20 protein-coding genes, 4 pseudogenes and 2 other annotated features are annotated in these 23,017 nt (G+C 35.8%); of the genes and pseudogenes, 15 read left to right on the forward strand and 9 right to left on the reverse strand.

The genetic code is table 11. The features are described from left to right. Positions 1 to 24: 24 nt before the first annotated feature. From H0S58_RS10100 to H0S58_RS10110, 3 genes are all read right to left on the reverse strand, one after another. Positions 25 to 1,062, reverse strand: a complete 1,038-nt coding sequence (locus H0S58_RS10100; RefSeq protein WP_195726446.1) for a DUF932 domain-containing protein — start codon at positions 1,060 to 1,062, stop codon at positions 25 to 27. Between the two features lie 22 nt (positions 1,063 to 1,084). Then, positions 1,085 to 1,363 carry a hypothetical protein gene (locus tag H0S58_RS10105; RefSeq protein ID WP_195727600.1) on the reverse strand — a complete coding sequence of 93 codons (279 nt, stop codon included), beginning with the start codon at positions 1,361 to 1,363 and terminating at the stop codon, positions 1,085 to 1,087. A gap of 103 nt (positions 1,364 to 1,466) precedes the next feature. Further along, a complete protein-coding gene (locus H0S58_RS10110) occupies positions 1,467 to 2,375 on the reverse strand; it encodes an inovirus-type Gp2 protein (protein ID WP_195726447.1) in 909 nt (302 codons plus the stop codon). Between the two features lie 362 nt (positions 2,376 to 2,737). Here H0S58_RS10110 and H0S58_RS10115 point away from each other — a divergent pair, with 362 nt between their 5' ends. Beyond that, positions 2,738 to 3,757, forward strand: coding sequence for a hypothetical protein (locus tag H0S58_RS10115; RefSeq protein ID WP_227592235.1), 1,020 nt, complete (start codon positions 2,738 to 2,740; stop codon positions 3,755 to 3,757). A gap of 15 nt (positions 3,758 to 3,772) precedes the next feature. On the opposite strand, the pseudogene H0S58_RS13805 reads toward H0S58_RS10115, so the two are convergent. Beyond that, positions 3,773 to 3,937, reverse strand: a pseudogene (locus tag H0S58_RS13805) (integrase); the annotation flags it as partial. A gap of 168 nt (positions 3,938 to 4,105) precedes the next feature. Here H0S58_RS13805 and H0S58_RS13810 point away from each other — a divergent pair. From H0S58_RS13810 to H0S58_RS10125, 4 genes and pseudogenes are all read left to right on the forward strand, one after another. Beyond that, positions 4,106 to 4,391: pseudogene (locus tag H0S58_RS13810) on the forward strand (DUF4172 domain-containing protein); the annotation flags it as partial. A 731-nt stretch (positions 4,392 to 5,122) separates the two neighbouring features. Continuing rightward, a pseudogene (locus H0S58_RS14025) lies at positions 5,123 to 5,269 on the forward strand (integrase); the annotation flags it as partial. Between the two features lie 575 nt (positions 5,270 to 5,844). Further along, a complete protein-coding gene (locus H0S58_RS10120) occupies positions 5,845 to 6,555 on the forward strand; it encodes an AzlC family ABC transporter permease (protein ID WP_195726448.1) in 711 nt (236 codons plus the stop codon). After that, positions 6,552 to 6,866 carry an AzlD family protein gene (locus tag H0S58_RS10125; RefSeq protein ID WP_195726449.1) on the forward strand — a complete coding sequence of 105 codons (315 nt, stop codon included), beginning with the start codon at positions 6,552 to 6,554 and terminating at the stop codon, positions 6,864 to 6,866. The genes H0S58_RS10120 and H0S58_RS10125 overlap by 4 nt, the downstream gene beginning before the upstream one ends. A 639-nt stretch (positions 6,867 to 7,505) precedes the next feature. Here the strand turns inward: H0S58_RS10125 and H0S58_RS10130 are convergent. Then, positions 7,506 to 8,671, reverse strand: a protein-coding gene (locus tag H0S58_RS10130; protein ID WP_085940850.1) for an IS3-like element ISAba21 family transposase whose coding sequence is annotated in 2 segments (ribosomal slippage) — positions 7,506 to 8,413 and positions 8,413 to 8,671 — 1,167 coding nt in all. Because the reading frame shifts where the segments join, the coding sequence is not laid out codon by codon here. Between the two features lie 72 nt (positions 8,672 to 8,743). Here H0S58_RS10130 and H0S58_RS10135 point away from each other — a divergent pair. Together H0S58_RS10135 and H0S58_RS10140 are read left to right on the forward strand one after the other, a co-directional pair. After that, a complete protein-coding gene (locus H0S58_RS10135) occupies positions 8,744 to 10,042 on the forward strand; it encodes an MFS transporter (protein WP_053579766.1) in 1,299 nt (432 codons plus the stop codon). A gap of 57 nt (positions 10,043 to 10,099) precedes the next feature. Further along, the gene (locus H0S58_RS10140; protein WP_195726450.1) at positions 10,100 to 10,870 is read left to right on the forward strand and encodes an SDR family NAD(P)-dependent oxidoreductase; all 771 of its coding nucleotides are present in this window, start codon (positions 10,100 to 10,102) and stop codon (positions 10,868 to 10,870) included. A gap of 41 nt (positions 10,871 to 10,911) precedes the next feature. Here the strand turns inward: H0S58_RS10140 and H0S58_RS10145 are convergent, their stop codons facing one another. The 4 genes from H0S58_RS10145 to H0S58_RS10160 form a co-directional block, all read right to left on the reverse strand. Beyond that, positions 10,912 to 11,991, reverse strand: a complete 1,080-nt coding sequence (locus H0S58_RS10145; protein ID WP_195726451.1) for a glycerol dehydrogenase — start codon at positions 11,989 to 11,991, stop codon at positions 10,912 to 10,914. A 127-nt stretch (positions 11,992 to 12,118) separates the two neighbouring features. After that, positions 12,119 to 12,259 carry a hypothetical protein gene (locus H0S58_RS10150; protein ID WP_265088224.1) on the reverse strand — a complete coding sequence of 47 codons (141 nt, stop codon included), beginning with the start codon at positions 12,257 to 12,259 and terminating at the stop codon, positions 12,119 to 12,121. A 53-nt stretch (positions 12,260 to 12,312) separates the two neighbouring features. Next, a protein-coding gene (locus H0S58_RS10155; protein ID WP_195726452.1) for an IS3 family transposase occupies positions 12,313 to 13,532 on the reverse strand; the annotation gives its coding sequence in 2 pieces (ribosomal slippage) (positions 12,313 to 13,256 and positions 13,256 to 13,532; 1,221 coding nt in all). Further along, positions 13,141 to 13,257: a sequence feature (AL1L pseudoknot), on the reverse strand. It overlaps the preceding gene by 117 nt. Positions 13,533 to 13,544: 12 nt before the next feature. Next, entirely contained in the window at positions 13,545 to 13,979 is a 435-nt protein-coding gene (locus H0S58_RS10160) for a 2,4'-dihydroxyacetophenone dioxygenase family protein (protein ID WP_265088225.1), read from the reverse strand. A gap of 173 nt (positions 13,980 to 14,152) precedes the next feature. Here H0S58_RS10160 and H0S58_RS10165 point away from each other — a divergent pair, with 173 nt between their 5' ends. From H0S58_RS10165 to ppk1, 8 genes and pseudogenes are all read left to right on the forward strand, one after another. Continuing rightward, complete coding sequence (locus H0S58_RS10165; RefSeq protein WP_195726453.1) at positions 14,153 to 15,061, forward strand: LysR family transcriptional regulator; 909 nt, start codon at positions 14,153 to 14,155, stop codon at positions 15,059 to 15,061. A gap of 445 nt (positions 15,062 to 15,506) precedes the next feature. Continuing rightward, complete coding sequence (locus H0S58_RS10170; RefSeq protein WP_320157539.1) at positions 15,507 to 17,213, forward strand: amidase family protein; 1,707 nt, start codon at positions 15,507 to 15,509, stop codon at positions 17,211 to 17,213. A 269-nt stretch (positions 17,214 to 17,482) separates the two neighbouring features. Then, positions 17,483 to 17,614 (forward strand): hypothetical protein, encoded by a 132-nt coding sequence (locus tag H0S58_RS13980; RefSeq protein ID WP_265088226.1) that lies wholly within the window; start codon positions 17,483 to 17,485, stop codon positions 17,612 to 17,614. 709 nt (positions 17,615 to 18,323) lie between these two features. Continuing rightward, positions 18,324 to 18,539 (forward strand): cold-shock protein, encoded by a 216-nt coding sequence (locus H0S58_RS10180; RefSeq protein ID WP_092719484.1) that lies wholly within the window; start codon positions 18,324 to 18,326, stop codon positions 18,537 to 18,539. Between the two features lie 110 nt (positions 18,540 to 18,649). Continuing rightward, on the forward strand, positions 18,650 to 18,877 hold the full coding sequence (locus H0S58_RS10185) for a hypothetical protein (protein WP_092719481.1): 228 nt from the start codon (positions 18,650 to 18,652) through the stop codon (positions 18,875 to 18,877). 68 nt (positions 18,878 to 18,945) lie between these two features. Then, a complete protein-coding gene (locus H0S58_RS10190) occupies positions 18,946 to 19,143 on the forward strand; it encodes a hypothetical protein (protein ID WP_195726454.1) in 198 nt (65 codons plus the stop codon). Positions 19,144 to 19,302: 159 nt separating this feature from the next. Beyond that, positions 19,303 to 20,550: pseudogene (locus tag H0S58_RS10195) on the forward strand (IS3 family transposase). Beyond that, positions 19,592 to 19,708: a sequence feature (AL1L pseudoknot), on the forward strand. It overlaps the preceding pseudogene by 117 nt. A gap of 362 nt (positions 20,551 to 20,912) precedes the next feature. Next, positions 20,913 to 22,991 (forward strand): polyphosphate kinase 1, encoded by a 2,079-nt coding sequence (ppk1, locus tag H0S58_RS10200; RefSeq protein ID WP_195726455.1) that lies wholly within the window; start codon positions 20,913 to 20,915, stop codon positions 22,989 to 22,991. The last annotated feature ends 26 nt before the right edge of the window (positions 22,992 to 23,017 follow it).

Raw genomic sequence — 23,017 nt, forward strand, 5'->3', positions numbered from 1 at the left:
TGATATTGAATAGTGGAAGATGACTTATCTCATCAGGGCAAGTGCTTGTTCGAGTCCTCGTTGTTTAAGACCTGCACCTGCACCAAACCAAGCTGAGTCCAGACGGTGATCCGTACTCATAGCTCTGCGTTCATGATCGGCAAACTCGGTGATCGAGCACAGTAAACCATAGGCAGTGTCTTTGGCTGAGGACAGATCCGCACCACGGCCTTGACCATTAAACATGTTCAAAGCTTTGCTCATGGCACGTCCATTGGGTTCAACCTTCTTGGCAGCTGAACTGGCTTGAGTGGCTACATTACGATAGAACTGAATGATATTCTCTTCCTGATCTGCAATGCTCATACTGGTATTGTTAAATACCGCATCAAAATAAGCAGCGGCTTCTTGTTGGCTGACTTTACGCTGCGTGAGCTGTTTCATTTCGTACATATGATCTTCCCATTGACGGACTGAAATCCCCAACTGCTGTTTCACCTTATCGGCATCAAATTTGGTGCTGTGCGGAACTTTCACCACTCCTGCACTACTGCTCTGTCCACGCAAGGCAATCGCCAGGGTATTATTGCATACCACCCGGATACTGGTGAATTGTGCGGTGGTTGCTAAAGTGCCATCGCAGGCAGTTGCCAATAAGATATAGCCATTGCTGACATCCTTGCCCTTCAGTGCTGTGCTTTGCCCGGTACGCGCCAAAGCCCAGAATTTCTTCCCACCTTTCAAAACCCCTGCGGTTTCTAACTCAAAGCCAGATTGCTCAGTCAGATCCCGGTAGAACTCCAGAATCTCTTTAGGCTGAACTTCCTGATAACGCTGACTAACCACAGATAAAGGCGCATGTGTATCCGAACGATACAAGACACGCTGTTCTTCAAATGGCATGATGATGCTCTGACCACGTTCATTCTGTGCCATGTAGCTGACGTTAGAGGATTCAATCCGCCAGTCCATCCCGGCTTGCTGTGCCCAGACTTCTAATGGTTGATTCGGACTAAGCTGATTGCCTAGACCATGCCAAGGGGTTTCGCCCACATAGGCGATTTGTTCGATTTGATGTGCCATCGTTCTTATCTCCTATGATGATTCAACGAAAATTCTGCTGACAGTGATTGCAGTGATAATAGGTCATAGTGATCGGCTTTTTCGGCTCATCAAACATGCTGCTAAATAGACCACCAATGACTGCACCTGCAATACCACCAATGAATGGAGATACAGGCAGTGGCAAACCCTTTGAAATGGATGCACCGATAGTGGCAAACGAAGCTGATGCTGCTAGACCTGTAGAATCAGAACCATTCACCTGCTGATTGACCACTTGAATAACCTGATCCGAAAAACAATAAGGACAATTTAAACTCATAATATATACCTCTAGAAATGACAAAGGCTCACCGATGGGCAAGCCTTGCAAAGTTAAAAAACTCGTTTTCATCTAGATAATGTATATCTGAGATTATTTTCATTTAGCATCTATCATACTGCGCTATTAACTGACCTTTACCAAATACTCTTCGCCCTCTCGGTTTAACTCGTAAGTATTGAGGAGTACGTTTGTGAGGATCAGCAATATATTCCATTGCTCTAATAAAATTTGCCACTTGGGTTGAATCGCGACGATAAATCAAACCGATCCCCAGCTCATCTCTACTTCGATGCTCCTTTACGCGTTCGCGGTTCCAACAATTATAGCCTTGACCATAATCTCTAGTAATATCCCTCCATAGCTCGATAATTTTATTCCCCCAATATGCTGCGCTTCCATCACGATAGGCAGTATCATAAATGATTGCTAAATGGCAATGAAAACCTTTACTTTTACCGCCTTGCTCTACTCCCCATATATACCCGATCACATATTTAAATATGCCATCTTTATTTTGGATACGATTAAGCAGTATATCTAAGTCCTTATAAATATCTTCAACTCTGATTCGACTAGAATATTCTTGCAAATAACCCAAGTCCACACGAGTGACTAATATTCGACTACATTTATTAAGTATTGATCTACAATATTTCTGTACTTCAATTTTATTTTCATCTTTCTGTTTTTCAATAATCTTATAATCTTTTTCGAAAGCCTTAGATAATTTTAAGAACTGTAACCTCAATTCTCTATACCCAATCATTTCCAATTCATCTTTAAGATCAAAATAATCAGAGTCTATTCTTTGTAAGTCATATCTCAGGATAACAAAGAACTGGAGATAACCTGTGTATTCATCATCAGGATCATAAATATCATCAAAGTCTAATAATAGATCTGTAAGCTGTGAGTAAAACCCATCCCATTCTTTACTTCTTCCTTTTAGACGTTTTAAGAAGTTCTCAATCTCAAGTGTAAGTTGTTCTTGGTTAATTGAATCTCTCATGTTTAAACCTATATGTGTGATAGTTACATAAGAGATAAGGAATTCAGTATATGTATACGTTTACTTCTCAATAGGGTGTTAGCTAATAAAAGATAGTATATAAAACCAAAGCTCTAGGGAGTCCAAATTCCTCCTGTAGTACAGCACCCATTCCCCGCATTAAGCATATTTTCTTCCTGCTCTACGCTTAAAGTCATGTAGGCTCTAGCCTCAAAAAAGCTAGAGTTAAGCTAAAACCTAATTAATAGCTAGTAAAAAATGTCTATAAGCTATGATTTCTAAGAATCTAACGTGATTTTAGTATTGAAAAATACTAGATAAAATATTACTATAAATACTACAAAAAATACTACGGATAATTAATGCAAATTGGCTTAGCTTCTAGGGATCCTGATATCAGTAAAGGGCTTTTGATTGACAAACTTTTAAGAGGCTTTAAAGAGCATGAGTATGTATGGATAGCTTGGAAAGCGGCTAGCAATGATAATTATAGCCCTCGTAATTTATTAGATTTTTTTAATGAAAAATATTCTTACGACTATTTGTTTGATTATATAAAAAAAACTTTATCCAATCTCGAAGAAGAAGATATAGATATCTTTGTTAATAATTGCCGCAAAGAAAAGGAAGAATATTTTTTAAATATTGATATTAACCTATACCTAAAAGATGACAGATTATGCTGGTTCTTAATTAATAGATTTACCCAAGATTATAATATATTTATTTTTAGTAGAGAAAGTATACTTAAGAGATTCAAAAACTCAGGAACATCGAATCAAATTAATAACTATATACTATATAAACACCCCTCTAAATCTAGACTGTATAGACAGACTAATAATCCGAAAGTTCATAAAAATATTAACAATCCTAGAATTTTTATTTTAGCTTTGATTTACTTAAACCCTGAAATAACGATTAATATAGTTCAAAGAAATATAGACTTAGAAAACTACATTGCTGAGTTTGATAAAGTAAAAAAAGAGAAAATAAATCTAAATAAATATATTAAGGATAAAGATTTCATAGAATGGAGCAAAAACTATATTGATAAAAATTTTAAATACACTGTTTTCCCTCAATTTATTTTTGAAAAAGAAAAGTTACATGAGAATTATATCTATGCCTATTTTGACGATCTTTACACTAACAATAGAGAAAAATATATTAATAATTTAAATAAACTTAAAAAATCATGGCAGCAAAATGTTTTTAGATCAAAAAATAAGGATAATCTTAAAAAGAAATTCCACTTACCCTTAAGAAAAAATACAAAAGTTCGATTGAAAGAATTAGCAGAGATTGACAATATTTCTGAATCAGAACTTCTAGAAAAATTGATTAATAGGGAATATGAAGAATATAAAGACTATAAGTAACTAGAAAGAAAAGGCTCAATACTGAGCCATCCATCCTTCTACCTGCTCCCCGTACCACTCCATCAACCTTACCCTTTCATCCCAGTACTGTGCTCGGTTATAGGCCGAGCGAATTCTATTCTGGGGCACATGAGCAAGCTGGCGTTCAATGGCATTGGAATTAAATAAATATTTCACATTAGGCCAACCAATTCAATAAGAGCTAATTAAACCCAACATTCAGCTCAAAAATTGAGCTACATAAGTGTTATATATGGCTCTTTCCGGAAATATTTTAAGCAGAGATCCAAGATATATAAATGGATTTGGCAAACAGATAACTAGACAAATTTAACATGGGAAGATGAAATTATTTTACCCAAAACTCGGCATATTCATCAAAAAATTGGAATGCTGTTTAGGCAAAGCCAAAATGCTTCAGCAAAAGAAAAAATCACCTTAGACACCCTCCTTGTCAATCTTGTTGCCTCACCAGCGATTAAAAATGAGACCTCAAAAGTATATTATATACTCCTTACGCTCCTCTCTTGCTCAATGCTTAGATGTCACACTTGAACAAACTTACCCAAGCTCAGATCAAGCTGAAAGCTTAGCAAATATCAAACTAGATGCACTAGACAACGCTAGCAACCCGCCATTTATCGAACTTATTAGAAAAAGACTGTATAATTAAACTGGAAGGTGGTGGGCGCAGCACTCGCTATCAGATCAATACCCAATTATAAAAATAACAAATTAGGTAGCACTTTTATTTTTCACGGTACATTATGCGGTACAAAACATTTACCGCCTAAATTATATAATTAAAATTCAATTAGATAGCCTAATAGTTCGACTCCCGCAGGGCGCACCATTTTATGGTTTATTTTTCACTTTTCCAATTCACTCACTTTTAAAATAAAATCAATTGTTTATGATATTTAAAGTCTAAATTGATCTTATTAAATCTCTTGTAGACTAATATTTTTTTACAGTACAAACTTTTATACGCAAAACCTTGTGCTGTAAAAATCCCAAAAATCTTCAAAAGTCTCACTGATAGTAAGATAAAAGTCTCAAAGCAAATCCTAATAAACATCAACGAACTTCAGATGGTCTTGGTCTTTATTTATTCACAAAAATGGTTATAAATATTGGAAATTTTACTACAATTGGCCATACATGAAAAAGCGCAATACCATTAGTTTTCAAATTGCTATCCATGAAATTAAACCAACGGATATCTTTAAGTTTTGTCATATTTATGAAAAGCAAGAAAAACTAGAGGCAGCCCAAAAAGCTCAAAGTAAAATGCAGTCAAATCCTCCGCTATGCAGTTTCAATCGGATTATGTGAACGTGATGTTAGCCAAAATTTAAAAGTAGAATTTTAGAAGAGGGTTTGGATTTTCCAATTGAACTAATTGAGCAACAACAACTGGCTCATCAAGTCAAAAACATGCATGGTCGGGCTTATAATAGAACCAAGCATTTAGAAAAGAGAAGATTAATGATGCAGAAATGGTCGAATTAATGCGATCAAATTAAGAAGGATTTTAGTAGATTTTTCGCAAATCTATTCTATTTCAATAGCAATCTAATAAGATGAAAAATTTTTAAAACAGCTGGTTAAATATTTAGCAGCTTAATTATCGAGGAGACCAGTTCATTCTTCACTATGAAATGCCATTCATCCTTCATGATGTAAATCCAGTAGCCAGCTTGCTCAGCATAAAAGGAAGTGCCCTTTCAAAGTGAATTAAATTTGTCTATAAATTCTAATTAAAAATGGCATTTTAAAGCTTTTCCCAATTTTTTTAGCTGCATACTTACAGCAGATTTTGACCAATATAATTCCAATACCGTACTTGAAAGACAATCGATCTCAACAACTGCGACACAACATTTCAACCAATCTGAAGATTTTGTAGATTTATAATTATCTTTAAGCATTCGATTTTCGAATAATATATGCAAGAATTATAGGCTTTTCATTTTATCTTTATAAGACCATAATTTATTACAAAATAAGTGAAAAATCCTCTAATCTTCATCAGCTATCATTAAGTATATAAATCACCAGTAAGTTTTAAAAATAAGGACGTTATTTTGTCGAATGCTGACCAAGATATTTACAGTTTAAGCTATTCCCAAGTTTGGTCTGGCTTTAAAAGTCTTCTTCCAATTTCATGTTTCGTGGTAATTTTTGGGGCTGCTTTCGGCTTAGCTGCAACTCAAACTGGACTAGACAATAGCTCCATCATGTTAATGAGTATCTTTGTTTTTGCGGGGGCATCTCAATTTGCGACTTTAGAACTATGGGGTGCACAAATATCACTCATTCCCTTAATAATCACAGTTTTTTTTATCAATGCTCGGCATCTTTTAATGGGCGCATCTCTTTATCCTTGGCTACGCCACCTCCCTCCCATCAAACGATACAGTATCTTACTGGTTATTTCTGATGCAAATTGGGCACTCTCACTCCAAGCATTTAATCGTGGTGAATCAGGGATGGGGTTATTGTTTGGAGGAGGCATTGCTCTTTGGCTCGCGTGGGTTTTAGGCACAGGGCTTGGTTTCTACTTTGGTAATGTCATTCATAATCCTGCATTGCTAGGATTAGATATGGTCATGGCTTGTTTTCTACTGGCAATGGTTGTGGGCGGACAAAAAAATCTAAGAATACTGGTGATCTGGGCAATCGCAGCCTGTAGTTCATTATTGGCTTATTGGTATTTACCAGAAAATAGTCATGTCGTTGTGGGTGCCTTATTTGGCGGAATCGTAGGGATTTTCTGGAAAGAGAAACAAGTATGAACCTAGAAATTAGCACCACTTATCCATTGATTATTATTTTAATTATGACCATTGTGACATTAGCCACTCGTTGGGGTGGTGTTCTAATTATGTCATATGTTCCTATTAGTGATCGCGTACAGCGTTTCATTAATGCGATGTCTGGATCTGTGCTGGTTGCACTTTTAGCACCTATAGCTGTGGAAGGTGATAATGGAGCACGTTTAGCATTACTCACGACGTTAATCGTTATGCTAGCGCTTAAGAAACCGCTGTTGGCGATTGCAGCAGGAATATTGGCAGCAGCATTATTTCGTCAATATTTTGTATGAAAAGATAGATTCAAGAAACTTAGCATCTATGTCCACAAAACATTTAGCACTTAATCATTTACTTTAACAAATACTGTTTTATCTCTAATTTAGATCGATTAGACACTGATTTTAATCAGATAATACACAACCATTCGTTAGCTTTGATTCTTAGGTTTTTCTCAGAGTATCAGCTGCCATAGCAAACACGACAGCAAAGCATTCGATGTAGCCTAATAATAAGATAATCGGGCTGCAAAAGCCCTTTCGCTTTAAAGCCTTTGATTATAAATATGAAATTATCCAGCTCATCTAATCAAACTACAGGGCTTTCTGAACTGGCTTTTACCAATGGGTATAAATCAGACAATATTCAAAGATGTTCCGCTGTTTCCTGATTAATTATCATAATCACTTCAAGCATCTGTAAAGACAATTTGCTGAAGAGTGCATTGATATCTATTCATAACCTCTATGAATCTACTTCAACATTCAGTTCTCATAAATATGAAAAAATAGCGATGACTTATAAAACATGGATATGTCTCTGACCACGAGTTAAGAGTTAACTACTGGATGGTCATGGACGAATGATTAGAGATTGATAAAGGATTAATTTGATATGTGCTGAATTAGCAGGAGACTTTCACTTGGGATATGCTAGGCAGCTAACCGATAAAAGTTCTCTGCTATTTGATTTGGCGTTTTAAAATCCAAACTCTTTTGAATTCTTCGCTGATTATAAAATAACACAATGTATTTTGTAATATCTGCTTTAGCTTCATCTCTGGTTTTATAGTTGCAATGATGCACTAATTCATTCTTGAGTATGCCCCAGAAACTTTCAATCGGTGCATTATCGTAACAGTCCCCACGTTTGCTCATTGAACCTTGAAAATCACATTTTTCCAGTATCTTTCGATATTCATGGCTGCAATATTGGCTGCCTCTGTCCGAATGAACAATTAAGCCTTTCGTTGGTTTTTGATTACGAATCGCCATAGTCAGTGCATTGCAAACAAGTTGTGCGGTCATACGCTCATTTAAGCTATAGCCAACCACTTGTTTCGTGTACAGGTCTTTTACTGCTGCCAAGTATAACCAACCTTCAGCAGTCCAAATGTATGTAATATCGCTTGACCATGCAAGATTGGGCTTAGTCATTGAAAACTGTTGCTCTAGTAAATTTGCGTAGATCGCTCGATTATGATCACTCTTCGTAGTTCTTTTGAAACGCTTATGACGCTTACAATACAGCTGGTTGAGCTTTTTTATTTGACGTACAGCATACGTACTGATTTTGATACCTTGCGCTTGTAAATGCTTAGTTAATCGAATATAGCCATAGCTTTGTTTAGTTTCCTCATGAGCTATTTTGACCAAAATTGTCTGTTGATTTCGCTGAACCAATCTTTTATTCATGCCTCGTTTTAGCCAATCATAAAATCGTGACACTGAAACGTGAAGTAATCTAGCCATAAAGCTAATCGGGAATAAATGTCTTTGCTGTTTCATATAGGCGTACCTTACTGACTTTCTTTCGCAAAGTACGCTGCTGCCTTTTTTAGAAATTCACGTTCCATTTCAGCTGTTTTGAGCTGTTGTTTGAGCTTTTTATTTTCTTCGAGTAAGGCATTTAGATCAGGTGAATATTGTTTAGTGCCTGCTAAGGTGCCAGTCTTTGCTTTATTATTCCAATTTGAAAGAGTTTGCATTGAAATGCCAAGTTGTCTGGCTGTTTCCGATACATTGCCTTGATTGGCTTCAATCAATTTTATTGCTTCAACTTTAAATTCTGCGGTGTAAGTCTTCTGTTTCTTGCTCATGGTAAACTCCTGATGAGTGTCTATAGTTTACCAAGTTAAAACCTCCTGTTTTCTCAGCACACATCAATTTATATGTCTAGCTTTACCGAAATTGAAGGGAAAACAGCACAACCATCACGAAAGGATATAAGAAAATCATTAATTGCGAGTGGCGTTGGAAATTTATTGGAATGGTATGATTGGACAATCTATGCCGTAGCTTCTATCTATATTGCATCAGCTCTTTTCGATAAAGCTGATCCAACATCTGCCTTACTTAATACCCTAGCAGTTTTTGCAGTAGGTTTTATTTCTAGACCGATAGGTGGTTTTGTATTTGGTCCATTAGCAAATAAGTACGGTCGAAAAAATATCATGCTCGTTACTATGGTCATGATGGCCCTAGCAAGCTTAATGATTGCATTCATACCATCTTATGAAAAAATTGGTGCATGGGCTTCAGCATTACTATTAATGGCTCGACTCGTTCAAGGTTTTGCACATGGTGGTGAAACAGCAACCTCTTATGCATATATTGCAGAAATAGCACCACCGAAGCGACGTGGCTTATGGTCAAGTATGTCTTTTTTTGCTGTCGGTGCAGGCTCACTTGTTGCAACTTTATTTGTTGCCATACTTAACGTTATTTATTCAGAAGCACAAATGTATGAATGGGTCTGGCGTATCCCTTTTGCGATTGGGGGTGTATTGGCTTTTTTTGCAATTTATTTACGCCGAAATATGCTCGAAACACATATTGAAAGTGATAACAATGAACAGGTAGATGAGGTCAATTGGCCACTTTCAAAAATTCTAACTTCAGGATTTAAACTGTTTTGGTATGAAGCAGGTTCTACTTTAACTTTTTATACTTGGGTTTCATGTGCGGCTATATACGCGATCGGTATTCAAAAAATGCCTGCAAAAGATGCATTCATTATGAGTTGTATCGCGCAAGTCATCTACCTCATTTGCTTACCATTTCAGGGGTTATTATCAGACTATATTGGAAGAAAAAACAATACTTTAATCACATACATCGGTTCTTCTTTATTGCTTTTTCCTCTATGGTCTTTAATTAGCAACGAACCTTGGACCCTATTAGTTGCACAAACTATTGGCCTCTTAACGATGGGGTTTTTAATGTCATGTAAACCTGCTGCAATGTCAGAACAAGTTCCAACAAAATATAGAACAAAATTTTTTGGAGTCTTTATGTCATTAGCTGTCACTATTTTTGGTGGTACAGCTTCTTACGTAAGCACTTGGTTATATTCTATTGATAAAGGATGGGTATTTAATACCTATCTGATTAGCGTTTCAATTATAGCGACCCTTGCCGTGCTGACATGGAAAAACAACACAGGTATTGATTTAAATAAAATCAAATAATTTTAATACTTATAAAGAGGTTATGTCTTACATAACCTCTTTTTTAATGAGGTAAATATGCAAAGTAGCAAATTTAAAGATAGAACGGTTCTTGTGACTGGTGCAGGTAGTGGAATTGGAGCAAAAATTGCAGAGCATTTTGGCTTATTGGGTGCAACTGTCGCGATTGTAGATTTGAATAATGTAGTGTTAGAAGCTAAAAAAAATGAGCTTTTAGCAAAAGGGATTAATGCTCTTGCCTATTGTGCTGATATTTCTAACTATGAAAACTGCAAAAAAGCATACGATTATTTTTATAATGAAATTGGATTTATAGATACTTTAATCAACAATGCTGGAATTTCTCCTAAGCATGACGGTAAACCTTATAAAATATGGGACTTACCACCAGAGGAATGGAATACTGTCGTCAATGTAAATTTAAATGGAACTTTTAATTTTATACGTATTTTAGTACCAGAAATGATCAACAATAAATTTGGAAAAATTATTAATACATCATCTGTAGCCGCTCACGCATTTTTACCTATTGTCTCTTGTCATTACAGTGCCACTAAAGCTGCAATTACGGGATTAACTCGTCATCTTGCAGGAGAATTGGGTTCTTTCAATATTAATGTGAATGCAGTTGCACCTGGACGTATTGAAACACCGATGGTTACAGCAGTGGGTGAAGAGGTCAATAGTATGTTTATCGCAGATACGCCTTTAGGACGTCTAGGTACACCTCAAGAAGTTGCTGATGTTATCGAGTTCTTAGCCTCAGACCAAAGTCATTTTGTGACGGGACAAGTCATTGATGTCTCAGGTGGTTGGCTTATGCGATAAAAATAATGGGGGTTTAACCCCATTATTTTTTAGTTTTAAGACTAGAATTGATTTGATTGAATTAATGCTTGTTTTAAAGCTTCAGGTGTAATTTTAGGTACAAAATTTGCACTATAAGAATTACTTAACGTATTTGAAATAATGGTGTTTAGATCATCTTCTTTCAATTCATGCGCATAACCTAAATCATAAATTGTGGTGGGTAAATCAACTGACTTTAAAAAACGTCTTAATTCTTCAATAAAAATGGGCTCTCTTTTCTCTAAAATTGCTTGAACAACAGTTCCATAGGCAACTAATTCACCATGCAATTGTAAAGAGAGCTGAGGTACTGCTGTTAAGCCACGAATAAGTGCATGGGCTAATGATAACCCACCACTTTCAAAGCCTAAACCACTCAGCAAGACGGTTGATTCCACTACTTTTTCAACAATACTGGTATTCTTTTTGAGTTTGACATCATCCAGTGCGGGCTTCCCCCATTTTAATAAATTGTGATAAGTACTATTCACAAGTAGTAATGCCGTTTCTAGCGGTGGCGTCCCAAATGAGTTTAAGCCATTTGAATCGTGACATTGATTCGCTTCAAACATTTTACTAATCGCATCTCCAATACCTGCAGAAAAAAATCGGGCTGGTGCTTGTACAATAATTTCGGTATCAACTATTACAATTTCAGGATTTGATTTAGTTTTTTCAACGGCTTGGACTTTATGAAATTCATCGTAGATAATAATTAAACGACTGGTAGGTGCATCATTTGAGGCAATTGTTGGACAAATGATGATGGGAATATTCATCGATTTTGCAACAGCTTTGGCTGTATCCATCGCTTTCCCTCCCCCCAAACCGATTATGGCATTTGGAGAATATTTTAATATTTCTTCATTCAATGCGTTGATGATTGCATATGAGCATTCCCCACTGAATTTAAAACTTGAATATTGAATACATTCCGCTTCGAGAGAGTCACTGGCTTTCTTTAAAATACTTCCTTCAGTCGCCTGATCATAAATGATGGCAACATTCTGAAATTGATGTCGTTTAAGAATTTGACCAATACTCGATAAAGCATTGGGTCCTTGAACATATTCACCTGGAAAACCCATAATTTTTAACATCTTATTTCCTTATCAAAACTTGCTCATCTAAGTCATTCAATTGAGACTTTTTATATTTTGAATAATGAGAAACAAAAAATGCCAAATCCATTGATGATCGGCATTTTTTGTAATAAAAGATAAAGGCTTATCGAATAATTTTTTCGAGTTCTGACTCTGGAATACCTATATTCTTATAGTGAGCACGTGTACTTTCAAGCTTTGTAAATACATCTTCATAACCCGTCGCTTTACCATATGGATCAACATAGGTATAACCGCCATGCACGATAAATAAAGTAATGAACCGTACCGGGTTTGTCGGAGACTTTTTTATTTAAGTTAGGCCACCTGACCTAACGGGTTAATCTTATCATAGTACATTGCTTCAAACTCAAAAGGCGATACATAACCCAGTGCACTGTGTACACGCTTTTTGTTGAACCAATCTACCCAATTTAATGTCGCAAGTTGTACATCCGCTAAACCTTGCCAATCTGCTTTTAAATATTCAATCACCTCTGTTTTGTATAAGCCATTCACCGTTTCAGCCAAAGCATTATCGTATGAATCACCAGTCGTACCGACTGATGCTCGTAAATTTGCTGCTTCTAAACGATTGGTATAGCGAATGGAAAGATATTGCACACCTCTGTCGGAATGATGAATCACATTCTTTGGCATGCCTCGATCATGCAATGCTTGCTCCAATGCATCGAGCACCATATCTGTATTCATCCGTGTCGATACTTTCCATCCAACAATTGCTCGTGAGAACACATCAATAATAAATGCAGTATAAACCCAGCCTGAATTTGTTTGAATATACGTAAAGTCACCCACCCATAGTTGGTTTGGATGATCAGCATTAAAATTACGTTTCACTAAATCATCTGCCCGTTTTTGGTCATCTCGGTTACGGGTGGTTTGTTTATTCTTACCACGCCAAACACCTTGTATACCTAGCTTTTGCATCAATCGAGCAACTGTACAACGTGCAATCACATAGCCTTCACGTTTCAGTTGTTGCCAGACCTTACGCACACCATACCGACCTGAACTTTCCTTCCAAATTCGTTTAATTTGTTCAGCATGATGAAGGTCATGCAGATCCCGTTTCGCTCGATGTTCTGGATTGTCCGCGAGATCTAAAGTCCGGTAATAGGTTGAAGGTGCGATCGGTAAAATTCTACAAATCGCATCAACACCATATAAGTCTTTATTGTTATGGATGAAATCCACCATTATTTGTGTGGGCGGTCGAGCTCCGCCTGGGCGAAAAAAGCGGCTGCTTTACGTAGAATTTCATTGGCACGCTTTAATTCTTTAATTTCACGTTCCATTTGCTTCATTTTTTCTTGGTCAGATACCTGTTGTACTTTGGCGGGATTTTGTTGATCTAAGTATTTTTGATACCAAACACGTAGTGTTTCAGGAGTACAGCCAATTTTAGGAGCAATTGCGGAAACTGCTGCCCAATTCGATGGATAATCTTTTTCAGATTCAATTAGTAATTGAACCGCTCTTTCTCTAATTTCGGGGGTATAGTTTGGTTTTTTCATCGGAATAGTCTCTCAGAATATTGACTCTCCGACAAACCCGGTACGGTTCATAATCATTTCTGTAACATCTTCAGGAACAAATAAGGTATGTGTTTCACCTGGGGGTTCAAATGCAAAGGATTTTTCTTCTGCAACCCAATCATGTTCTAAATAAAACCAACGACCTTTTAAAACCACAGCATGCACAGTCCCTGTATGACGATGACGAGATAAGACACCGCTTTTACGTACACGTAATAAATTTACGTAATAACCCGCACTCGTATTCAGCAATAGTGGTTTAAAACTCACCGAATCTGAAGTTGGAACCCATAAGTTATCATCTTCCAAGTATTTATCTAATACCCCAGGAAGAACCAAGTCGGCAGACATATAAGGAACTTGTGGAAGCTGAAAAGGCATTAACTCTTCGTTATCTGTCGGCTCAGGGTTTCTTTGTGCAGTCATATTATTCTCCTTGAATATTAATCTTGAATAGACAAGATCTTAGCAAAAGAAAAATGGACGTTGATTGCATGCAATTCAAAACATATGTGAATCTTAGGCAAGGGATTAAGTCTTCAAATTTGCTATGATGAAATTCATTCCAAGCAGTTCATATCTTTTTTCGAGGTCACACCATGGATAACTATCGACAAATGATGGCGTTTATGTGGGCTTATGAGCATGGTAGTTTTTCAGCTGCGGCAAGAGCACATGATTTAACTCCTTCTGCAATGAGTAAGTTAATCAGTCGATTAGAAAATAGACTCGGTGTGAGATTGATCCTGCGAGGTGCTCGGCAAATTACCTTAACTGAAGAAGGTTTAGCCTATTTAAATAGTGCAAAAAATGTTGTTTCAGCAATGGCAGAAGCAGACTCCTTAGCCGAAGGACTACCAACAACAATTAGTGGCAATTTAAAGATAAGAACGATGCCCACTTTTGCTAGATATCAAATTTTACCTTGGCTAGCAGAATTTCTAGACAAATACCCCTTAATCAATATAGATTTTGAATTAAATGCGGTTTATCAAGATGATTTTGATCGTGGCGTTGATATTGCAATTTATGGAGGTGTTCTTCCCTCTTCTTCTAGAATAGCAACAAGAATTGGGGAAAGTGAATGGATTACCTGTGCATCACCCACATATTTAAAAAAATTTGGCAATCCGATTCACCCACAAGATTTATTACAGCATAGATGTTTTCATTTTAATTTTGCTAGTAGTTGGAATAAATGGGATTTTGTCGAGAATAATGAAAGTTTCATCACTCCTATAAAGCCTTTGGCATCTTTTTCTCAAGGTGATTTTTTAAGAGATTTAGCACTTCAAGGAGAAGGAATAATACGATTAGCAGATTACCATATAGGTAATGATATTCGACTAGGTAAATTGGTTCCAATTCTAACTGAATACAAATCTAAAATTAAAGAACCACTCTATGTCATTTATGCTAACCGTAAATTACAAAGCCCTAGAATTAAATGTTTTATTGAATTTTTACAACAAAAACTAAAGTTACATCCATGGAAAATAGATTTTTAATATAATTGTACAATCTCATAATCTTTTAAGTTTATTACTGAAAATTTTAAAGCTAAAGTTTTAAAAATCTAATTTCATTCTAGAACACAAAAACTAAGGAGTCGAAGCCCCCCCATTACCAACGATTAGTCAACTTAAACTCAATCGATTAATTGATTTCCAAGCTAAACAACCAACACGACCAACTGTGAAATTAGCCTGCTTTGGAAATGTTGGATAAGGAAAATTAACATAGTACACATTATAGAAAAGGCCCGTATGGGCCTTTTGATCATCTACTTCATATAAACCTTCTTATGCGAAATTCGATTGTAAGGCCCAAGTAGAAATGTCTACTTTTAGCATGCTAAATTCTTCGATTTTCCACTTTCAATTCAGTAAAAATTTTATTGGTATAGATCTTGCTGGAATTAGATATTTACTTACTAATGCAAGGACTTATCAATTGAATAATTTTACAAAATCAGCCTTAATTACATCACTTTTCACACTAATTACAGCCTGCGGAAGCTCCGATAATGATGAGAAATTAGTTTCACAACCTTCTATTGAACCAATTCCATTTGAACCATTAGAGGCCACTATCTCTGATTTACACGTTTCTTTAAAAAGTAATGGATCAAATTGCATTAATATTGTGCAAAGTTATTTAGATCGTATCAATGCCTATGATAAACAAGGGCCTAGTCTAAATAGTGTCATTTCAGTAAATCCAAATATATTAAAAGAAGCCGTTGAACTTGATGAGTACTATAAAAAAACGGGTAAATTCAAAGGCAACTTACACTGTGTCACTGTACTAGCCAAAGATAATTTAGATGTTGTTAATATGCCAAATACAGCAGGTTCAGATGCCCTTTTAGATAACGTTCCACAAGATGATGCATATATTATTAAAAATATTAAAGAGCAAGGTGGTCTAATTATTGGTAAAGCAAATCTTGATGAATTTGCCTTTGGCTTTGGTGGAAAGTCTACAGTAGGAGGGCAAGCGAAGAATGTTTATGATCTAACAAAAGGCCCTGGTGGTTCATCGTCGGGTACAGGAACTGCTATTTCTGCTAGTTTAGCTATGGTTGGAATTGGTACTGATACAGGTGGCTCTATCCGTGTCCCATCAGCAGTTCAGGGCTTAGTTGGTTTACGGCCTTCCCTACGTGTTCTTAGTTTGGACGGCATTATTCCGCTAGCACCAACACAAGATACAGCCGGTCCTATGTGTCGTCAGAGTGTTGATTGCGCAAAATTATTTACAGCTATGGTTGGATATGACCCATCCTCTAGCTCAAATCAACGGAGTGATTTTGCACATGATGCACCATTATTAAATTCTGAGACTGCTTATCGAGCTTTAATAAATCAACTTGAAAATTATGTTCCAATAAATGCTTCGTTAGCCGGGAAACACATTGGTTTAGTAAAAAATGTTTATGCAAATAGTGAAGAAGGTCTTTTAGTTCAAGAGGTGCTTACAAAAGCTGCTGATAAAATGCGTGAAGCAGGTGCAATAGTAGAAGAGGTAGAGATATCTGATCTCAGTACTATTTTAGGAAGTTCTGATATTACAAGTAATTCAGGTTATACAGGACGTTTTTCAAGTCTTTCAAATTCTGAATTCAAGCAATCTTTAACAGATTATTTAGCAACAGCTACTACAGGGTATAAATCCTATATCGACTTATTGAATAGTGGAAGAATGATTCAATCTTTCAAAAGTTATGATACTGATTCAACCAGTGCAGAGTTTATTAATCGCTATCACTTAAACACTTTAGTACGTGCGCCTTTTGTGCGTTCTCGTTTAAACTCAGCATTAGAAAATAGTCACTTAAATGGTATTTCTAAAGGTCAAAGATTCGATGCTTTGGCATATCCATCAATCACAGGTTTAACGAATAATATTCCTTCTAGTCCAACGACTGGAAGTAATAACCGTATGAGCCCATTTTCTGGATTTCCTGCATTATCACTACCAGCAGGTACAGTAAATTATGAAAAGCGTAGTGCTTATCCAATGAACGTTAATATTGAATTTATTGCAAGAGAATTTGATGAGCCAACGTTATTTGAAATTGCCACAGCTTTTGAAAAAGTAAATCCCGGAAGAATGATACCAACACATACCCCTGCACTTATAACAAAATTATATTAATTTAAATTTTACTAAAATTAATATAATACACCTTATACAAAAGGCCTGATTCATGGGCCTTTTGATCATTTATTTAACATAAAAATCTTCTACGAAGTGAAAAAATGAGGATCTATACTGCTCGTTTCTTATAACGCTGATTAGGTTAAATAGCATGGGAAATAGGCTCGATAATTTTAAGCCAAGACCAACGAGTTTGATAACTTTTAGCTTTCCGTCAAACAAAGCTTCGTGGACTCGCAGTAGCGCCACGAGTTACTTTTGAAAGAATGAATGACTTTTTAAATCCGAATCAAATTAAACCTGTTATTGATTATGTATGTAAATTTGAAGAGGCAATCGCTGCTTTTGAATATCTGTCTAAAGATGACTTTAGTAAGATTGTGATTCAAACTTCATAACAGAAATAAGCCAACTAAAAGACACCTCGCAAGGTGTCTTTTCTATCTAAATCAGAGCCATTCAACATAATAATGTTTATAAAAAATTTCCAAAAACCAGAGTAAAAATAGTAATTTAAAGCCAATATTTTTCACTTCATATTGAAAATTATTATATTAAATAAAGAGATATATTACGTATTATTTTATCAGTATCACGAATTAAAAAAATGACTACTAACTCGTTAGGCGGTTCTTTATATTCTATCTAACTATTTAAGAATTTCGTATGTAGTGAAATTTGGAGGGTGAGATATGCTTTGTATATGGGAAAAAATCATCATTCCGGAAATTAAAAATGCCAATATTGTTATTACAGAGCTATATAATTGCATTCATTACTTATCAATCTGAGTAGACATCAGCTTAAACTTATTTCTCCATTATTACTATAAAATTATAATTTATTGAAATAAATAAATTTTTTAAAGAATTACTGTTTTTATAAAAAAAATAAATATCCATATAAGAAAACTTGATTAATTTTATTTATAGTGTATAGTTCACTCAACTAGAAAAAAGTCTTGTTTCGGTAAATCTTCTTTAAGTATCGCAGTTTTAGTCATAATCCTTCGTTTTTTCAGATTTTAAGTTTCATTCTTTATTATTTTCAAAGTTATACTCAGTCAATAAAATGGCTAAAAATTATTAAAAATTAGTAGGATATATTATGTCAAACTCAAATATTGTTAAAGGTACTGTAAAGTGGTTCAACGAAACTAAAGGTTTTGGTTTTATTCAACAAGAATCAGGACCAGATGTTTTTGCTCATTTCAGCGAAATCGCTAGTTCAGGTTTCAAAACTTTGGCTGAAGGCCAAATGGTTGAATTTAGTATCACCCAAGGTCAAAAAGGACCGAATGCTGTAAATATTATTGCAATCTAAGTAATAATAAGCAGTAATAAAAAAGCACTTATTAGTGCTTTTTTATCATTTAAAATTAAATTTTGAAGTTGTTTTCCAAGTGGAAAAATATTCTAAAAATAGGATTTAAGTTGTTAAAAATAAATAATTTAGTTGCAAAATCTCATAATGGTACTGAAATTATCGTATCGTTAATTCCCTTAAATAAAATGCAAAATACACGTCAAGGTTTACAAAAAATTGAAGTTGGTAAAAGAATTCTTCTTCAGTCAGGAATTGTGGTTGATTTAAATTTAGATGGTCGTACTTTTTATACGTCTTTGCATCAACTATTTAAGTTAAATCATAGAGTTATTTAGATAATAATTTTTATATCAAGTTCTTATTTCACTATTTTCTCTACAACAATATTATTAAAGGTATATAAATGCTTAAACAAAGTATCAGTGTGAAAGATCAATTTGGGGTTAAACACTTTATTCAAGCAACAGTTGATCAGCATTTTGCTAATACTAACTCTTATTCTAATGTAAAACATATTACAGTAGATGGTGAAGATATTCGTCCTAGTTTTGAAATGCTTTTTCAAAGCACCTTAAGTGGAAAAATTTTCAAAATTCTATAGATAATTCAAAATTATCTAGGCAATAAAAAAGCCCAACATCCTGTTGGGCTTTTTTACGTATTTGATGCTTTCGGTATAACTCCTGTCGTACCTGCATTCTCCGTTGCTGTGAACCGTACCGGGTTTGTCGGAGAGTCAATATTCTGAGAGACTATCCCGATGACAAAATTAAAATATACCCCTGAAATCAGAGAAAGAGCGGTTCAATTATTGATTGAATCCGAAAAAGATTATCCATCGAATTGGGCCGCAATCACAGCTATTGCTCCCTGAGCAGTATACTGCGCAAGGGTTGTACTCCTGAAACACTACGTTCCTGGCATCAGAAGTATTTGAATCAACAGAATCCAATCAAAGTACAGCAGCTTTCAGACCAAGAACGCATTAAACAACTTGAACGCGAAAATAAAGAACTGCAACGAGCCAATGAAATTCTACGCAAAGCAGCCGCTTTTTTCGCCCAGGCGGAGCTCGACCGCCCACACAAATAATGGTGGATTTTATCCATAATAATAAAGAGCTGTACGGAGTCGAGGCGATTTGTAGAATTTTACCGATCGCACCTTCAACCTATTACCGGACTTTAGATCTCGCGGACAATCCAGAACATCGAGCGAAACGAGATTTACATGACTTGCATCATGCTGAACAAATTAAACGAATTTGGAAGGAAAGTTCAGGTCGATATGGTGTACGTAAAGTTTGGCAAAAACTGAAACGTGAAGGCTATATTATTGCGCGCTGTACAGTTGCTCGATTGATGCAAAAACTAGGTATACAAGGTGTTTGGCGTGGTAAGAATAAACAAACCACCCGTAGCCGAGATGATCAAAAACGAGCAGATGACTTGGTGAAACGCAATTTTAGTGCTGATCGACCTGACCCTTGCGAAGCAGTGCTTCTCAGGTCAGTGACTTTACGTATATTCAAACAAATTCAGGCTGGGTCTATACCGCCTTTATTATTGATGTGTTCTCACGAGCCATTGTTGGATGGAAAGTATCTACACGAATGAATACAGATATGGTGCTCGATGCATTAGAGCAAGCATTGCATGATCGAGGCATGCCAAAGAACGTGATTCATCATAGTGACAGAGGCGTGCAATATCTTTCCATTCGTTATACCAATCGTTTAGAAGCAGCAAATTTACGAGCATCAGTCGGTACGACCGGTGATTCATACGATAATGCTTTGGCTGAAACGATGAATGGCTTATACAAAACAGAGGTGATTGAATATCTAAAAGCAGATTGGCAAGGTTTAGCGGATGTACAACTTGCGACATTAAATTGGGTAGATTGGTTCAACAAAAAGCGTGTACACAGTGCACTGGGTTATGTATCGCCTTTTGAGTTTGAAGCAATGTACTATGATAAGATTAACCCGTTAGGTCAGGTGGCCTAACTTAAATAAAAAAGTCTCCGACAAACCCGGTACGGTTCACAGATTTGCCTTTTACATCCAATAAAAATGCTTGTGCATCCTTCAAACTCGCCCATCTCTTATTTTTTAATCAATCCTCACAATGAGAATGAATTTAGCTAGAAAAGTCTAAATATTATTCGATAAGACAATAACAAAATCCCATTTCATCAATTTGTCATCAAATCACGACAAAATGCCAAATTAAATAAAGTTCAATACTTATTTTCTCCCCACTGCAGACATGTTTATTTATAGATAAAATTAATTTCTCTCATCTAAAGTTTTTGAGGAATTTTTATTCAGTTTTTCAGTGCTTCACTCTAACTTTCTAAGAGCCATAAATGAACTCCTTAAATGTGCTTTCAAATTCTTTAACACATCCGTTAAAAACATATATAAATAGAGAGCTTTCATTACTTGAGTTTCATAAACGGGTGCTGGCACAGGCAAAAGATACTGAATACCCGTTACTTGAACGATTAAATTTTTTAATTATTTTTTCACGTAATTTAGATGAATTTTTTGAAATCAGAATTGCCAGTTTAATGCAACAAATCGAATTTTCAAATCACGCCAAAACACGTCCAGATGACTTGTTAATGTCCGATATAGTCACTACTATTTCCAAACTTGCGCATGAAGCCGTTGAAGAACAATATAAAATCCTCAATTATAATGTGTTACCACAACTCCAAGGACATGGCATTCATTTCATTCAGCATGGCGACATTCTGCAAAAACACAAAGAATGGATCAAAGAATATTTTTATAATGAAGTTCAGCCTGTGGTTACCCCCATCAGTTTGGATCCTGCGCATCCTTTCCCTAGACTGGTCAATAAAAGCTTAAACTTTATTGTGACTTTAGAAGGTAAAGATGCATTTGGACGGAAAATTGATTTGGCGATAGTCCCTGCGCCACGTTCATTACCCAGCTTAGTCAAATTACCGAAAAGTATTTCTGGTGAAGCGGAACACTACATTTTACTTTCAGCGATTATTCAGCAACACATTCATGAATTATTTTCTGGGGTGACCACGACTGGATGTTATCAATTTCGGGTAACACGCAATGCAGATTTAACGGTATCAGAAGATGTTGAAGACTTAGCGATCGCTTTAAAAGATGAACTGTCCTCTCGACGTTTTGGTCGTGCTGTCAGACTAGAAGTAAACAAAAACTGTCCAGCAAATATTACCGATTATCTGCTTGAACAATTCGATCTTAATCCAGAGCAGCTCTATCGTATTGATGGACCGCTCAATCTTGTACGTTTTATCTCCAACTTTAATTTACCTGATTTAAGATTTACGCCTTTTATTCAAAAACTGCCGAAAGCCTTATATAACAAAAAATCGATATTCGATGTATTAAAAAATGAGGATGTTTTATTACACCATCCTTTTCATTCATTTGCGCCTGTCATTAAACTCCTCAAAGATGCCGCCCATGACCCACATGTTTTGGCCATAAAACAAACACTTTATCGTAGTGGTGCAGATTCGGAAATTGTACAAGTCCTTGCAGAGGCAGCCCGAAATGGAAAAGAAGTCACTGCTGTGATTGAATTACGTGCCCGCTTTGATGAAGAATCTAATATTGAAGTTGCAAATGTCTTACAAGAAGCTGGCGCGGTGGTGGTGTACGGAATTGTGGGTTATAAAACCCATGCCAAAATGATTCTAATTGTGCGTCGTGAAATGGATAAAATTAAACGTTATGTTCATTTGGGTACGGGAAATTATCATGCAACCAATGCCAAGATTTATACAGATTATGGATTGCTGACCAGTGATACAGATATTTGCGAAGATGTTCATAAAATTTTTCAAGAGCTGACTGGCATGGGTAAAATGGTCAAATTGAAAAAACTTTTTCATGCACCATTCACGCTTCACTCTCAATTAATTGAACTCATTGAAAATGAAATTATCAATAGTAAAGCTGGTAAAAAAGCGCAGATTATTATTAAAGTCAATGCATTGACTGAACCTCAACTGATTGATGCGTTGTATAAAGCCTCTCAAGCTGGTGTACAAATTGACTTAATTGTTCGTTCCATTTGCTGCTTACGTCCACAAGTTAAGGGGCTTTCCGAAAACATTCGAGTACGCTCAATTGTGGGACGCTATTTAGAGCATACCCGAGTTTATTATTTTTACCATCAGGGTGATAGCAAGCTGTATTGCGCCAGTGCAGACTGGATGGGACGGAATTTATTTTCTCGCATCGAGACCTGTTTTCCCATTGAAGATAAAAAACTGAGGAAACAAATTTTGGAAGATGGCTTAAATAATTATCTTCAAGATAACCGTCGTGCATGGGAACTTCAAGCAGCTGGAACATGGACACAATGTTCACCAAGTCTCGGTCAACCAGTCTATATTGCGCAAGAGCATTTGTTAAATCATACTTTTTAATTAAATTAGGCTGATTATTGTGCAAA

The sequence above is a fragment of the Acinetobacter sp. TTH0-4 genome, from assembly GCF_015602665.1.
GTDB classification, from domain to species: domain Bacteria; phylum Pseudomonadota; class Gammaproteobacteria; order Pseudomonadales; family Moraxellaceae; genus Acinetobacter; species Acinetobacter albensis.

What these genes read in the sequence shown, in the direction of transcription:
- H0S58_RS10100 (WP_195726446.1), bottom strand. Translation starts at nt 1,062, where the DNA reads ATGGCACATCAAATCGAACAAATCGCCTATGTGGGCGAAACCCCTTGG.
- H0S58_RS10105 (WP_195727600.1), bottom strand. Translation starts at nt 1,363, where the DNA reads ATGAGTTTAAATTGTCCTTATTGTTTTTCGGATCAGGTTATTCAAGTG.
- H0S58_RS10110 (WP_195726447.1), bottom strand. Translation starts at nt 2,375, where the DNA reads ATGAGAGATTCAATTAACCAAGAACAACTTACACTTGAGATTGAGAAC.
- H0S58_RS10115 (WP_227592235.1), top strand. Translation starts at nt 2,738, where the DNA reads ATGCAAATTGGCTTAGCTTCTAGGGATCCTGATATCAGTAAAGGGCTT.
- H0S58_RS10125 (WP_195726449.1), top strand. Translation starts at nt 6,552, where the DNA reads ATGAACCTAGAAATTAGCACCACTTATCCATTGATTATTATTTTAATT.
- H0S58_RS10135 (WP_053579766.1), top strand. Translation starts at nt 8,744, where the DNA reads ATGTCTAGCTTTACCGAAATTGAAGGGAAAACAGCACAACCATCACGA.
- H0S58_RS10140 (WP_195726450.1), top strand. Translation starts at nt 10,100, where the DNA reads ATGCAAAGTAGCAAATTTAAAGATAGAACGGTTCTTGTGACTGGTGCA.
- H0S58_RS10145 (WP_195726451.1), bottom strand. Translation starts at nt 11,991, where the DNA reads ATGTTAAAAATTATGGGTTTTCCAGGTGAATATGTTCAAGGACCCAAT.
- H0S58_RS10160 (WP_265088225.1), bottom strand. Translation starts at nt 13,979, where the DNA reads ATGACTGCACAAAGAAACCCTGAGCCGACAGATAACGAAGAGTTAATG.
- H0S58_RS10165 (WP_195726453.1), top strand. Translation starts at nt 14,153, where the DNA reads ATGGATAACTATCGACAAATGATGGCGTTTATGTGGGCTTATGAGCAT.
- H0S58_RS13980 (WP_265088226.1), top strand. Translation starts at nt 17,483, where the DNA reads ATGAATGACTTTTTAAATCCGAATCAAATTAAACCTGTTATTGATTAT.
- H0S58_RS10180 (WP_092719484.1), top strand. Translation starts at nt 18,324, where the DNA reads ATGTCAAACTCAAATATTGTTAAAGGTACTGTAAAGTGGTTCAACGAA.
- H0S58_RS10190 (WP_195726454.1), top strand. Translation starts at nt 18,946, where the DNA reads ATGCTTAAACAAAGTATCAGTGTGAAAGATCAATTTGGGGTTAAACAC.
- ppk1 (WP_195726455.1), top strand. Translation starts at nt 20,913, where the DNA reads ATGAACTCCTTAAATGTGCTTTCAAATTCTTTAACACATCCGTTAAAA.